11 protein-coding genes are annotated in these 12,860 nt (G+C 57.1%); 2 read left to right on the forward strand and 9 right to left on the reverse strand.

What is annotated here, in order from left to right; genetic code table 11:
- Positions 1 to 25: 25 nt before the first annotated feature.
- A complete protein-coding gene (locus tag GSQ70_RS16130) occupies positions 26 to 253 on the forward strand; it encodes a hypothetical protein (protein ID WP_233268325.1) in 228 nt (75 codons plus the stop codon).
- Between the two features lie 102 nt (positions 254 to 355).
- Positions 356 to 1,036, forward strand: coding sequence for a hypothetical protein (locus GSQ70_RS16135; RefSeq protein ID WP_158783482.1), 681 nt, complete (start codon positions 356 to 358; stop codon positions 1,034 to 1,036).
- 291 nt (positions 1,037 to 1,327) lie between these two features.
- On the opposite strand, the gene GSQ70_RS16140 is transcribed toward GSQ70_RS16135, so the two are convergent.
- The 9 genes from GSQ70_RS16140 to GSQ70_RS16180 form a co-directional block, all read right to left on the reverse strand.
- Positions 1,328 to 2,392 carry a YncE family protein gene (locus GSQ70_RS16140; protein WP_158783483.1) on the reverse strand — a complete coding sequence of 355 codons (1,065 nt, stop codon included), beginning with the start codon at positions 2,390 to 2,392 and terminating at the stop codon, positions 1,328 to 1,330.
- A gap of 71 nt (positions 2,393 to 2,463) precedes the next feature.
- Positions 2,464 to 2,877 (reverse strand): hotdog fold thioesterase, encoded by a 414-nt coding sequence (locus tag GSQ70_RS16145; protein WP_158783484.1) that lies wholly within the window; start codon positions 2,875 to 2,877, stop codon positions 2,464 to 2,466.
- A 12-nt stretch (positions 2,878 to 2,889) separates the two neighbouring features.
- Positions 2,890 to 3,648 carry a 2,3-dihydro-2,3-dihydroxybenzoate dehydrogenase gene (dhbA, locus tag GSQ70_RS16150; RefSeq protein ID WP_158783485.1) on the reverse strand — a complete coding sequence of 253 codons (759 nt, stop codon included), beginning with the start codon at positions 3,646 to 3,648 and terminating at the stop codon, positions 2,890 to 2,892.
- Complete coding sequence (locus tag GSQ70_RS16155) at positions 3,645 to 4,499, reverse strand: isochorismatase (RefSeq protein ID WP_158783486.1); 855 nt, start codon at positions 4,497 to 4,499, stop codon at positions 3,645 to 3,647. Before GSQ70_RS16155 ends, dhbA begins: the two co-directional genes overlap by 4 nt.
- Positions 4,500 to 4,513: 14 nt before the next feature.
- Positions 4,514 to 6,130 carry a (2,3-dihydroxybenzoyl)adenylate synthase gene (locus GSQ70_RS16160; RefSeq protein ID WP_158783487.1) on the reverse strand — a complete coding sequence of 539 codons (1,617 nt, stop codon included), beginning with the start codon at positions 6,128 to 6,130 and terminating at the stop codon, positions 4,514 to 4,516.
- A gap of 11 nt (positions 6,131 to 6,141) precedes the next feature.
- Entirely contained in the window at positions 6,142 to 7,314 is a 1,173-nt protein-coding gene (locus GSQ70_RS16165; RefSeq protein WP_158783488.1) for an isochorismate synthase, read from the reverse strand.
- A gap of 88 nt (positions 7,315 to 7,402) precedes the next feature.
- Complete coding sequence (gene entS, locus GSQ70_RS16170) at positions 7,403 to 8,662, reverse strand: enterobactin transporter EntS (RefSeq protein WP_158783489.1); 1,260 nt, start codon at positions 8,660 to 8,662, stop codon at positions 7,403 to 7,405.
- On the reverse strand, positions 8,659 to 12,633 hold the full coding sequence (locus GSQ70_RS16175) for an enterobactin synthase subunit F (RefSeq protein ID WP_199257271.1): 3,975 nt from the start codon (positions 12,631 to 12,633) through the stop codon (positions 8,659 to 8,661). Before GSQ70_RS16175 ends, entS begins: the two co-directional genes overlap by 4 nt.
- Positions 12,630 to 12,854 carry an MbtH family NRPS accessory protein gene (locus GSQ70_RS16180; protein WP_158783490.1) on the reverse strand — a complete coding sequence of 75 codons (225 nt, stop codon included), beginning with the start codon at positions 12,852 to 12,854 and terminating at the stop codon, positions 12,630 to 12,632. Before GSQ70_RS16180 ends, GSQ70_RS16175 begins: the two co-directional genes overlap by 4 nt.
- Between the last annotated feature and the right edge of the window lie 6 nt (positions 12,855 to 12,860).

Consider the following 12,860-nt stretch of genomic DNA (forward strand, 5'->3'; position numbering starts at 1 on the left):
GGTGAAGTTAGCACAGAAAGCTGGATTGGACGAAGATGTTGATCTGCTTGAAATTCGTATCTTTCAGTTACGAGGTAATCCGGCCAATACAGACAATCCCAATAATGCGCAACGGAGAATACTGGAAAAAAGGCAAAAAAGGCTTGACGCTTTTCTCTTATTGGGCTCCCAGTTAAACGAACAACTCGAATCTCAGCTTGAAGCCTTACCAGCAATTGAGGATGAGCCAACGGATAACGACGAAGACTTTTGATATGACTTGCTTTAGCGCTGGGGACGGCTCACAAGACAGACCACATAACAGCCTAACCCAAGACTTTTCTACTGTTCCTAATGTTTATTAAAAGGAGTTTTTATGTCAATTTCCAGATTTCTAATCGAAAATAATGGTTCAAATCAAGATAATATAAAAATAGCCTTAAGTAAGGCCTACCATCTATGCAAAGAAGCGGGACTTCAACGAGTATCTCTGCTATTTCCTGCGAAAGGAACGTTTTCTCATTCTGATATAGCAACATTCCTTGGAACCCAAGCAACAAAGGCATTGATAAAAGGTCAAACCGTCGATCTAGGTAACAAGGTTCGGCTAGAGTTTAATACCCCTAAAAATTTTCCAATATATGGAAATCATGACATCGTATTAGCTACATATTTAACAGATAAAGACATGGATATTGTTGATAGTATTCAAAACATCAATAGTATCGTCTTTTTACCTTGGTCAGAGGAGGAAGGTAAACGATGGCTATCTACATGGGAGCCTGAAATAGTTGGCCCATCTACTTGGAAAATCCTAAAACCAGAATTGCCAGACCCTATTGGTAATGAAATTTTAAGACTCGGTCGCTGCATCAACATGTCAACAGGGCTTAGCCACCCATCTGATAAAGACAGGGCAAAACGAATTTTTGCTGGCCTGAAAAAGCAAGGACTTAAAGCATCTGAAGAAGCAATCAGACAATTTGCAGTCAACAATGGCTGGGCCCCAGTCAGAGCGCAGGAGCTAGCTAGTTTTGCCAAGAAATATGTGGGGTAAATTTATCTGTTTTTCATTGCATTCCATTGGTGGTCATTTTGGTGGTCTTGACAATCCCGATTTTTATGTTTAGCTTAGTAATCAGCCAGTTAATGGCAAAGGCGATCCCAGTCAGAGGAGCCATATTAGAGAAGCCCGCTCAGGATTACCTGAGCGGGCTTTTTGCATCTGAAAAATCGGGGAATGGAAGGAGCAATCCACTTAAAAACAGGGGTGGCGCAGGTTTACAGCAATGTTGTAGTGGGTATCACAAAATATTCCCAGGAACCGCCTGGCTCCCGGGCAGCAAAATTACAGCGCCACGCGCATCACATCATCCGGTGCGGTGGCTTCCTGCTTGCGGGTCGAGGCCTGCTTCACGCTGATATACAACGTCTGACCGTCTGGCGACAGCGCCAGGCTGTTAGGATGGGTGGGAGCCTTAATGGTTCTCAGCACCTTGTAGGTTTTGGCATCGATAACGCTGACTTCGCCCGCATCACGGTGAGTTACGTAGACTTCATCACGCTGCGCATTGAACAGCACGGCCAGCGATTCCGGCACGTCGATCTTGTGCACCACCGATCCTTTTTGGGTATCCACCACCAGCAACTGCGCTTTTTTCGAATCAGTGATAAAGGCACGATGGGTGGCCGGATCCAGCGCGATATTCAGGAAGAAATGCTGCTGATCTTCAGCCAGTTTGATCCGCGAAAGCACCTTGTTGCTGCTGGTGTCAATGGTAATAAATTCATTGTCGCCATTGGTGATATACAGGCGTTTTGCCGCCGCATCCAGCGCCAGACCGGTCGTGTATTTCCCCATGCCGTCAAAAGTGTGGCGTAGCGTCAGGTTTGCCCCATCCACTGCCCAGACCTTGCTCTCTTTGCCCACGCCGGCAACGTAGAGCGTGTCGGTGCCTTCATCCATCACCAGCTCGCGCGGAGCCAGCGGACGGGAGTCTTCGGTACGTGGGCTGTTGTCCAGAATCAGGCTGCCCTTCACGTCGCCCGTTTTAACATCAATTGCGGTCACTGCCGCATTCAGCGTGTTACCAACGTAAAGCACGTTAGTTTTATTGTTGATGGCGGTGCCAAACGGCTTGTACTGGTTATGGATGGCCTGCGTCACCGCCAGCGTTTGCGGATCAAGGCGATAAACAACGCCGCCTTTATCCAGCTTGCGGCTCTGGGATGTGGCCAGATACAGCGCATTTTCCGCCGGGCTGTAAGCCATCTCGTAAGCGCCCTTTGCCACGGGCTGACGCAGCGGTGCCGTTGAAGTTTCGCTGTGTGCCGGCAGTGCGCTGGCTAACAATGCTAAAGCCAGCAGTGAAACACGCCCTTTATGGCCGCTGAAATTCCTGGTCAAATTCATATTCTCTCCATGTAGCACTATTGTGGTGATGGCCCCCTGCCCGTGGCAGGCTGCCTGAACCTGTTGTTGATTTATCCCAGCAAAGCCGTACTCAGCCGGGCGGTGCAGCATCGTTTGTCGCGCCCGTCAAAGATGGCAATTTCCCAGACCTGCTGATTCCTGGCCAGGTGCAGCGGACGGCAGACACCTCTCACCTGGCCGCTGGTCACGGCCCGGTGGTGACTGGCGCTGATCTCCGTCCCGACCACGCACTGCCCTTCCGTGCTGGCGAGATAACCCGCCATCGATCCCAGCGTTTCGGCCAGCGCCGCCGAAGCCCCACCGTGCAGTAAACCAAAGGGCTGGCGGGTACGTTCATCCACCGGCATGGTTGCTTCCAGCTGATCCGGTCCCAGCTGAGTGAAGGTAATTCCCAGTTGGTCGATCATCGAACCCGCCGCCATACGGTTCAGCTCCTGCAGGGTTAACTGCCGTTTCCAGATCATGCTCATTCTCCGCTAAGCGCCCAGCGTCGAGCCGCCATCAATCACAATGTCCTGCAGGGTGATATGGCTGGCATGAGCGGAAGCGAGGAACAGTATGGTGTCGGAAATTTCCTGTGGGCGGGCGATTTTTCCCAGCGGAATGCCCAGCTTGTACTGCTCCGCAAAACCCCGAATACGCTGCTGTTCAGCATCGGGATGGGTCCAAAGACTGCGCTGCATATCCGTGTCGGTGGAACCAGGAGAAACCAGATTACAGCGCACGCCATACGGTGCCATTTCAAGACCGACAGTCAGGCTCAGGCTGCGTAACGCGGCTTTTGAAGCACCATATGCTGACATCCCCAGCCGCGGGCTGTGCGCAGCATCGGAGGCGACAGTCACAATCGCCCCGCTGCGTTGCTGGCGAAAGACCGGCATGGTTTGCTGGAACATATTGAATGCGCCGCCCGCGTTGATGTTGATCACCGCCTGCCAGTCAGCAACCTCCAGCTCGTCGGTGGCACCCATGCGCAGGATCCCGGCGCTGTTGATCAGAATATCCAGACGCGGGGTCTCTTTCAGCAACTGCTGGCAGACGGCTTTCACCTGCGCCGCATCTGCGATATCCAGCTCCTGAATGCGGAACGGGTAGTCAGACGAACCAAAGGTCAAATCCAGACCGATAACCTTCGCCCCGGCCTGATGGAAGGCCATCGCCGTGGTATAGCCAATGCCTTTTCCCGCCCCGGTGACCCAGACAACATTGCCCCCGAAGTCATGTTGCAGACTCATACCCTGCCCTCCCGGGAAAGCAGAGCCCACCACGCTGCCAGTGTCGGATCCTTCGCCAGCATGACAAAATCGATATCGCTGTACACTTTGCGCCAGCGAGCCGCCAGCGCCATCATCCGCACCGAGTCCAGCCCGTAGTCAATCAGGTTCTCATCGTCTTCAGGGGTTTCATCCTCGTCCAGCAGTGGCTGAATTAATGCCCTCAGCTGCGCTTTGCTCAGCGGCACCGGGATTAGATCTTCGGTGGTCACCACTTTCCCGGCACGACCGGCGGTATATTTCAGCGCCATCAGATGCTCTTCACGGCTGAAATCCGCCAGGCCGTCCGCCACCATAAAGGGCTGGATATCGCGCATAAAAGCATCGATGGCGGTGGTCAGACAGCCGATATGGGCATAGACACCGCAGATAATCAGCTGGTCGCGACCGGTCTCTTTCAGATGCTGCTCCAGCGGCGAACGGTGGAAGGCGCTGTAACGCCATTTCACCAGCACTTCATCCTGCGGCTGCGGTGCCAGCCCGTCGACAATCTTCTGCTGCTCCGGATGCTTGTTCAGGCCCGGCCCCCACATGTCATTCAGCAGCGCACGGTCTTCATCACTCTGCTGGTTCGGCTGGGCGGTGTAATAAACAGGGATCCCGTTGTGATGGCAGTAGTCGCGCAGCGCAGCGATATTGCGGATCACCTGTGCGATCATCGGGCAGTCCTCACCCCAAAAATTGATAAAGTAGTTCTGCATATCGTGGATTAGCAGCGCGCCACGCGCAGGCTCAAACGTCCAGCTGACTTTGTTTTCCGGCAGCTCGCTGCCCGCTGGCAGGGCATAACCTTTCAGGGAGGGGATAGACATACTTTCTCCAATAATCAATTTGTTAACTGGCGTGCTGCAAGCCGTTCGCGCAGCTGTTTTTTATCCACTTTGCCGACCGGAGTCAGCGGCAGGCTGTCGACAGTTTCAATGCGATCCGGCAGTTTGAACTCCGCCACACCCAACTCCCGCAGATAACGGCGGATTTCCACCGCACGAACCGGGCGAAGGCCAACGATAAAGGCGCAGCTTTTTTCGCCGAGCAGGCTGTCGTCCATTGAAACCAGCGCCACGTGCAGCACCGCTTCGTGGCGCAGCAGCAGGTTCTCAATCTCTTCCGCCGCAATCTTCTCGCCCCCACGGTTAATCTGATCTTTCTCCCTGCCCTGCACGCAGATATAGCCCTCTTCGGTCATGGAAATCAGATCGCCCGAACAGTAGAAACCATTGGCATCAAAGGATTTTGCGTTGTGCTCCGGGCTGCGGTAATAGCCACGGAAGGTATAAGGACCGCGGGTCATCAACCTTCCCGTTTCCCCGGCAGGCAGAGGATTACCGTGTTCGTCAGCCACCCACACCTCATCGTCCGGGCTCATCGGTTTCCCCTGGGTGTTGAAGATATGCCAGTCGTCATCGTCCGGCAGGGTGTAATTGACCAGCCCTTCCGCCATGCCGAAGACCTGCTGCAGCTGGCAACCAATCTCCGCCGGAATGCGTGCGGCCAGCGCTTCACTCAGCCGTGCGCCGCCGACCTGCAGCAGCCGCAACGAGGCCAGTGCGGCATTACCGCCCCACTCCTGCACGGCCTGCAGCCATAAACTGACCGCAGGAGGAACCAGTGCGGTCACCGTGATTTGATGTTTTTCAATCAGTGGGAAACAGCTGCTGGCACTGGGGTCGCCAGCCAGTACCACACAGCCACCACCGTAAAAAGCACCAAAAGAACCCGGCGAACTGAGCGGATAGTTATGCGCAGCAGGCAGTGCACAGAGGAAACGGGTCCGTTCGTCAAAACCACACACTTCAACACTGCGACGGATGCTGTAGTAGTAGTCATTGTGGGTCCGGGGGATCAGCTTCGGCGTGCCGGTGCTGCCGCCCGAAAGCTGGAAGAAGGCCACCTCATCTGCCGCTGAAGGGGCAGCCACAAAGCCTTCGGCGTCGCAGGCAATCAGCGCAGCCAGTGATTCATCTTCTTCCCGGGCGTTATGCAGGATCACCTCACGCAGCGAAGGACAGCGCTGGCGAAGCTGTTGCAGATAGTCATCGCTGGCAAAAAGCCCATGCTCCCGGTCTGCGATCAGCAGCACTGGTTCGATCTGGCTGGCATAAGCATCCAGCTCCTGGCGCTGATGGCTGAACAATGCATTGACCGGTGCAACGCCGATTTTCAGCAGCGCAAACAGCACGGTATAGAATTCTGCCACGTTGCCCAGCTGCACCAACGCGGTATCGCCACAGCGCAGACCGCGACGCTGTAAAGCGGCGGCCAGCTGACAGGCTGATGCCTCAAGCTGCTGATAACTGAGCTGACGGTCGCCATCGATCAGCGCGATCTGCTGGCTTGAGGCGTGACGGCTGAGGATGTCCGTGAGCGGAAGGTCCAGCCAGTAACCCTTTTCTCGATAGCGGGCGGCCAGATCGTCCGGCCAGCGGGAGTAAGAAATTGTCATCGGTGATCGCCTTATTGCAGACCTAAAACGTTCAGCATGGTGCTGAGCTTGACGCCGGTTTCATGCCATTCCGCTTCGGGTAACGAAGCCGGAACGATCCCCGCACCAGCAAACAGCCTGATACGGTTACCGGCCAGTGTGCCGCAGCGGATGGTCACTACCCACTCGCCGTTTCCCTGGTCATCGCACCAGCCGACGATGCCGCCAAACATCTCCCGGTCAAACGGCTCCAGCGTTTCAATCCACTGCTGCGCCAGTGCGTGCGGGTAACCACTCAGCGCAGGCGTGGGGTGCAGCAGGCAGGCCAGCGACAGGGCATTTTCCGACGGGCAACTGACCTCACCTTCAATGGGGCTCGCCAGATGCCAGAGTGTCGAAGTGGTGATTAACTCCGGTTTTTCCGGCACGACAAGGTAAGAGCTGCGCGTCTGCAGCACTTCCTGCATCGCCTGTGTGACCAGCCGGTGTTCGTAGCGATCTTTCTGTGAATACATCAATCGTTCACCAATGGCCTGGTCGGCTTGATCACTGCTGCGGTCACGCCGTGCCGAACCCGCCAGCGGCAGAGAGGAGAAGCGGCTGCCGGTCTTGCGCAGCAGCAGTTCCGGGCTGGCTCCCAGCAGCGAGCTGCCATCAGGCAGAGGCACATGAAAGTGATAGCTGGTCGGATTAAGGGCAATCAGCCTGTCCATCACGGCGTCCGGCGTCACGGGTTCAGCCGTGGTGATATCAATCAGCCGGGAGAGCACCACTTTGTCCAGTTCAGGCTGCGAAGTAGCTTCAGCCGCCCGGGCAACCATCTCCATAAATACATTTTTACCGGGGATCGCATGGCGGCTGGTGATCGCTGGCATCGCTACATCGGTAGCCTGTTCCGCCAGCGGCTGGCGCGAGAAGTAGTCACAGCGCTGAGGAATAAACAGGGCTGAAGGCTGACGCGAGTCGAACGGAACAGCCCCGACCAGTACCGGCTTGTCGATGCCGCTTTCTCTGGCCGCGCTGAAAGCGCTGCGAACCTTCTGCTGAAAGTCCCCCTCCAGGTCATCGCCCTGCCAGGCCGGTGCATCCAGCGAAGCAAAGCGCCCCTGAGTGACCAGGCTTTTCCACGGCGAGGCAAAGTAAAAGCTGTCGCCGGAGAGGGAAACCGATGAGCGTATTGCATCATCCGTGCAGAGTGTTTCCATAATGGCCTCCCGCCATAAAGGTAAAGGGTTTAATAATGATAATCATTTGCATTATCACCACTAACTTCAGCGAAAAGCAACATGATGTTTATTTTCCGGGAATAACTTCCGTCACTGCATCAGGTGACGGCTGGCGGTAACGCCGAACGGAACCCAGCAGAGCCAGCAGAGCAAGGCCGATCGCGGCCAGCCCCGCACCGCCAAAGCTGGCAGCCGCCACCGGCGTCATCACTGCGGTCATCGCGCCCAGCAGCAGCGCGCCCAGAGAATCTCCCATCACGTTCTGAGCTGTCCACAGACCGTTAACCCGGCCCAGCATCGCGTCCGGCGTCTGACTCTGGATCAGGGTGTATTGCAGCAAAGCACTCAGGGCGCTGAGATAGCCAAACAGTACCAGACAGGCGGCGCCGGGCAGCCAGGAGGGCATCAGGCTGAACACACTGAGCGCCACCAGTGAAGCAATCGCCGTTAACAGCAGCACCATGCCGGGCCGGGGATGCTGTGCGAGGTTGCCACTGGTCAGCGCGCCTGCAGCGGCCCCCAACGGCACGGCGGCATACAGCAAACCGATTTGTCCGCCACTCATTTCCCAGCGGATCGCCAGTGCCGGGTACAACACGCGAACCGCTGAAGCCATGGTGAGAAGTGCACCAGTCAGCGCAATGCCACCCAGCAGCGGATGGCTGACCAGATAACGCAGCCCCCCAACCAGCGCCGCCAGTGGCCGCGCATTATGGTCAGGTGGCGCAGCCAGCCGGGGCAAACGGAGCAGCGGTAATAAGGTGATGAATGTCCCGATTGCGGCCAGACTGTAGTTCCAGAACACGCCGCCGGAAGCCAGCAGCAGCCCGCCCAGCATCGGCGAGATCACCGACCCCAACCGGACCGTCAGCATAGTGATCGCTCCCGCCTGCATCAGATTCTCTCTGCCCACCAGCGCCGGTGTGGCTGCCAGCAGTGCCGTCACCCCTATTGCCCCAAAGAAGCCGTCCCACAGCCCGAGAAGGTAAATTGCCACCAGAGAGGGAGAAGGCAACGAAGCGTTGATGCACAATCCGATAAAGCCCAGCCCGCAAGTGGCACGGGCAAACAGGATCAGCCTGCGGCGCTCATAGCGGTCAGCCAGTACGCCCCCCATCATCAGGCCGCTGAACATCGCCAGCCCTGTCAGGGTCACGCCCAGACTGACCTGAAGGGAGGAACCAGTCAGCTGCTGAATCTGTACCGGGATGGCCACAGCCAGCAGACCCAGCGCCAGAATAGAGATAAAACGGGCGATAAATACCGCCCGGAATGCCGGGTGCGTCTTCAGCAAACTGAGACTGAGAAAGAAGGATTGTTTTTTCATTTTCCAGCCTGATTAAGCAGAGTGTTAAGACGTGGTCCGATAAGTTCAAAAGCCTCTGCAGAGATGATATCTACATGCGCGCAGTCCACCGGCAGCGTATTCAGTCGCCCGACCCACTCCGCCCAGGCAAGATGGGCATCCTGCTCCGGCTTCAGCGTACGTTCTGCCACAAACAGCGTCGCCTCACCGTTAAAACGACGGCTTTTGGCCGTTGCCAGCAGCCTGACGGCATCGGCATAGTTACCTTCTATTGCCGTGAACAGTTCGCCACTGCGATCCGCTTCCAGCGACTGACGCAGCTCCTGCTGTGCGGCAATAAAGGCTTCCCGTTCGCGGTTGATCTCCTGCAGCACTTCTTCGTCCAGCGTCTGCACACCCTGCTGCGACCAGTTTTGCGTTTCCGGCGGCCACGTATCCAGCAGGCCCAGGAAAGCCACCTCTTCTCCGGCTGCCTCCAGCCGGGCCGCAATAGCATGGGCCAGCGTGCCACCCAGCGAGTAGCCCAACAGGAAGTAAGGTCCGTCAGGTTGCTGCTGCCGCAGGGTTAGCAGATGGCGATCGCACATCTCATCCAGGCTGGCGGCCTGCTGCATCGGTCCAGACGGACGTGGTGACTGAATACCGATCAGCGACCAGCACGCATCGAGATAACGCTGCAGGATGCTGAACTGCCAGGCAAAGCCCGAGGCAGGATGAAAACAAAACAGCGTTGGCCCGCTGCTGCGACGAAGGGGTAAAACGGTGTCCATCCCGGCGCGAGCAGCTTCATCTTCACTTTGTCCCTGCGATAGCAGCTCCGCGAGGGCGAGCACGGTGGACGCCACCATCACCTGACCGACGCTGACCGGCCGGTTCAGACGATGTCGTAAATCTACCGCCAGCCGCATCGCCAGCAGCGAATGTCCCCCAAGGGCGAAGAAATCATCGTTGACCGAGCTGATTTCACAGCCCAGCAAGCGGGCGAAGGCGTCGGCAATGATCGCTTCCAGCCCGGGCTGAGGTTGCCGTCCTGCCTTGCCGGAAGCCAGTTCTGGCAGCGGCAATGCTTTGCGATCCAGCTTACCGTTGGCGCTCAAAGGGAATGCAGCAATCTGCACCAGCGTAACCGGGACCATATGGGCGGGCAGTTTCTCGCTTAACTCATTGCGCAGGCGAAGCGTATCCAGTGGCTGACCGGAAGCGGAAACAACGTAACTGACCAATTGGCGCTGATCCCCTCCTCCGGAACTTTTTTTGCCCAGCACGCATGCCGTGGTCACCGCCTGCGCCACGCCTTCCAGCGTCAGTAGTGCCTGGTCGATTTCGCCCAGTTCAATACGCTGGCCACGGATCTTCAGTTGATCGTCGCTGCGTCCTAAATATTCCACTGCACCCTCTTCGAGCCAGCGGGCCACGTCACCGGTGCGGTACATGCGCTCACCGGAATTCTGGGGGTCGGCAATAAAACGGCTGGCGGTGAGATCGGCACGTGCCAGATAGCCCTGAGCCAGCTGGATGCCGCTCAGATAGAGGTCACCCGCAATGCCCGGCGGGACCGGCTGCATATTGCCATCCAGAATGCGCAGGCAGGTGTTCCAGACCGGCCAGCCAATCGGCACGCTGGTCCCGGTGACTTTTTGCAGGGATTCGCCATAAGCCGGATACCAGCTGACATCCACAGCCGCTTCTGTCGGACCGTATAAATTGTGCAGTGGCACGGCGGTTTTGTTCTGCCACACATGACAAAGATCGGTCGGCAGAGCCTCACCGCTGCAGTACACGCGCCTCAGCGAAGCACAGTGTGCAATCGCCTGCTCATCATTCAGCGCGGCGACAAAAGCGGCCAACATTGATGGAACGAAGTGGGTAGTGGTTACCCCATAGCGGCTGAATAACAGTTGCAGAGCCTGCGGATCGCGATGCGCCTCTGGCGGAGCCATCACCAGCTGCGCACCAACGATCAACGGCCAGAAAAATTCCCAGACCGACACGTCAAAACTGCACGGTGTTTTTTGCAGTACCACGTCATCCGCTGTCAGCTGATAGTGTTCCTGCATCCACATCAGCCGGTTCACGATAGCCCGCTGCCCGACCATCACGCCTTTCGGCCTGCCGGTTGAGCCGGAGGTATAGATTACATAGGCAGTGTGATCGGCACTCCCGGCAGTTGGAGAGACATCTGCATCACCGATCATTGCTCCAGCGGAAGGGATATTCGTTCCGTCAGGCACCGGCGCGTCATAGCAGAAGCTTTTCAGACCTTTGACCTTCGCGAAACGACTTAGCTGCGGTGCGCTGGTCATCAGCAGCCGGGGACGGGCATCCTCAAGCATCATGGTCAGCCGTTCATCGGGATAGCCGGTATCCAACGGCAGCCAGGCCGCCCCCAGTTCGACAATCGCCTGCAGTGACAGCGACAGGAAAACCGATCGTGGCAACGCCACCGCCACCACATCGCCCGCTTTTACGCCCTGCGCGGCCAGCACTGCCGCCAGCGCCAGAACCTGCTGTCGCATTTGCCGGTAACTGAGCTGGTAATGCTCATCGGCCAGAGCGGCTGCTTCAGGTGTTTTCTCTGCCTGACAGGCAATCAGGCTGCTGAGCGTGGCATCCGGCAACGCAATCGCCGTATCGTTAACCCTCTGCAGCAATTGCGTTTCATGAGGATGCAGCAATTGTGCCTGCGCGCAGCTCAGAGCGGGCTGCGCCGCAAACTGGCTCAGCAGCAGAGGCAAGCGGTCAAGGTGCTCCCTCAGCACTTCTGGCTGGTAGCGGCTGGCGTTGGCAAGGATCTCCAGCGAAGCATTGCTCTGCTCATCAATGTAAAGCGCGATTTCCAGATCCCGCACCGGGCCGGAAGCCAGCTGATGGGTGATCCCTTCGATACCGTCAAAATCCAGCCGGTAGTCAAACATCTTCAGGTTGATCACCGGCCCAGACAGCGGCTCGCTGAGCTGCCCGATGTCACGCTGGATTTGTTCCGCATCGTAACGCTGATGACGGCGAACTTTTTTCAACCGCTGCGCCAGTTCTGCAGCGAGCTGCGGCAGCGTGGCTTGCGGATCAATCTTCACGCCAACCGGCAGCACGTTCAGTACCGGTCCGGTAGCGCTTATTGCGGCCGATCCCAGGCGACGCATAAAGATAAATCCGGCGCTGTACTCATCACGCCCATACAGCCGCCCCAGCCACAGCGCAACCAGCGCCAGTGCCATATCGGCGGGGGTCAGATTATTATCAGCCACGCTGTCACTCAGCAATTGTCGAAAAGCGTGACGATCAAAACTCAGCGTCTGACGAATCAGCTGCGTGCTTGCGTCCTGCCCGCTAAGTGGCAGCGGTGACAGGCTGGCAGGCATCGGTAACTGGCGGGCTTGCTCCAGCCAGAATGCAGCATCCCGCTGCCGGGTGGATGAGGAGTGATAGCGCTGATACTCTTCCACCACCTCGCTGAACGGGGTGAAAGGAGTCGGGCCGATCGGCTGCTGGCGGCACAGCGCGGTGTAGATTTCCGCAATGCGTCTTGTGATAGCAGTGAAACTGAAGCCATCCACCACCAGATGATGAAAACGCTGATACCAGAACCAACGGGTGTCAGACAGGCGAAAAACGCTGTGGTGATAGACCGGGTTGCCTCCGGAAATGCGTAGATCCTGTTCGAGATCCTGCTGCATCAGCGCCAGGGCCGACTGCTGGGGTTCCTGGTACTGTCGCAAATCCACAAATCGCGGCGACGTGAAGCTGGCGGAGGTATCAATCCACTGAACCGGTACGCCCTCTTCTTCAGCAAAGCGCATGCGCAGCGTATCTGCCTCTTCCATTCCGGCCACCACGGCCTGGCTGAAGAGCGCTTCATCCAGCTTGCCGTTCAGCTCTACATAGTGAGCTACGCTCCATGCATTCATCACCGGCGAAAGCTGTTCCGCCATCCAGATCCCCGGCTGAGCCGCCACCAGCGGCATCACGTTCTCTGGCTTCAGCGACGCGCTCATGGCTGTCTCTCCGGGCAGGAAGCGGCAAATGAAGCCGGCACCAGCTGCTGCCAGTTGTTCTCCAGCCAGGCATAACACTGCTGCTGATTTTGCGGACCAGAAATGATTTGCCATCCCGCAGGCAGCGCGCAATGTTCCGGCCACAGGCTGTATTGCTGCTGCGGATTTCGCAGGATCAGGAACAGCCCCTGAGGGCGATCGAAAGGATTACTGTAGTCCATGCCAGG

The sequence above is a fragment of the Pantoea sp. BAV 3049 genome (assembly GCF_009765445.1).
In the GTDB taxonomy this organism is placed as follows: Bacteria; Pseudomonadota; Gammaproteobacteria; order Enterobacterales; family Enterobacteriaceae; genus Erwinia.

Excerpts from the sequence above, each read along its gene's own strand:
- GSQ70_RS16145 (WP_158783484.1), bottom strand. The coding sequence starts at position 2,877 with ATGATCTGGAAACGGCAGTTAACCCTGCAGGAGCTGAACCGTATGGCG.
- GSQ70_RS16135 (WP_158783482.1), top strand. The coding sequence starts at position 356 with ATGTCAATTTCCAGATTTCTAATCGAAAATAATGGTTCAAATCAAGAT.
- GSQ70_RS16140 (WP_158783483.1), bottom strand. The coding sequence starts at position 2,392 with ATGAATTTGACCAGGAATTTCAGCGGCCATAAAGGGCGTGTTTCACTG.
- dhbA (WP_158783485.1), bottom strand. The coding sequence starts at position 3,648 with ATGAGTCTGCAACATGACTTCGGGGGCAATGTTGTCTGGGTCACCGGG.
- GSQ70_RS16175 (WP_199257271.1), bottom strand. The coding sequence starts at position 12,633 with ATGAGCGCGTCGCTGAAGCCAGAGAACGTGATGCCGCTGGTGGCGGCT.
- GSQ70_RS16180 (WP_158783490.1), bottom strand. The coding sequence starts at position 12,854 with ATGGACTACAGTAATCCTTTCGATCGCCCTCAGGGGCTGTTCCTGATC.
- GSQ70_RS16160 (WP_158783487.1), bottom strand. The coding sequence starts at position 6,130 with ATGACAATTTCTTACTCCCGCTGGCCGGACGATCTGGCCGCCCGCTAT.
- GSQ70_RS16155 (WP_158783486.1), bottom strand. The coding sequence starts at position 4,499 with ATGTCTATCCCCTCCCTGAAAGGTTATGCCCTGCCAGCGGGCAGCGAG.
- GSQ70_RS16165 (WP_158783488.1), bottom strand. The coding sequence starts at position 7,314 with ATGGAAACACTCTGCACGGATGATGCAATACGCTCATCGGTTTCCCTC.
- entS (WP_158783489.1), bottom strand. The coding sequence starts at position 8,662 with ATGAAAAAACAATCCTTCTTTCTCAGTCTCAGTTTGCTGAAGACGCAC.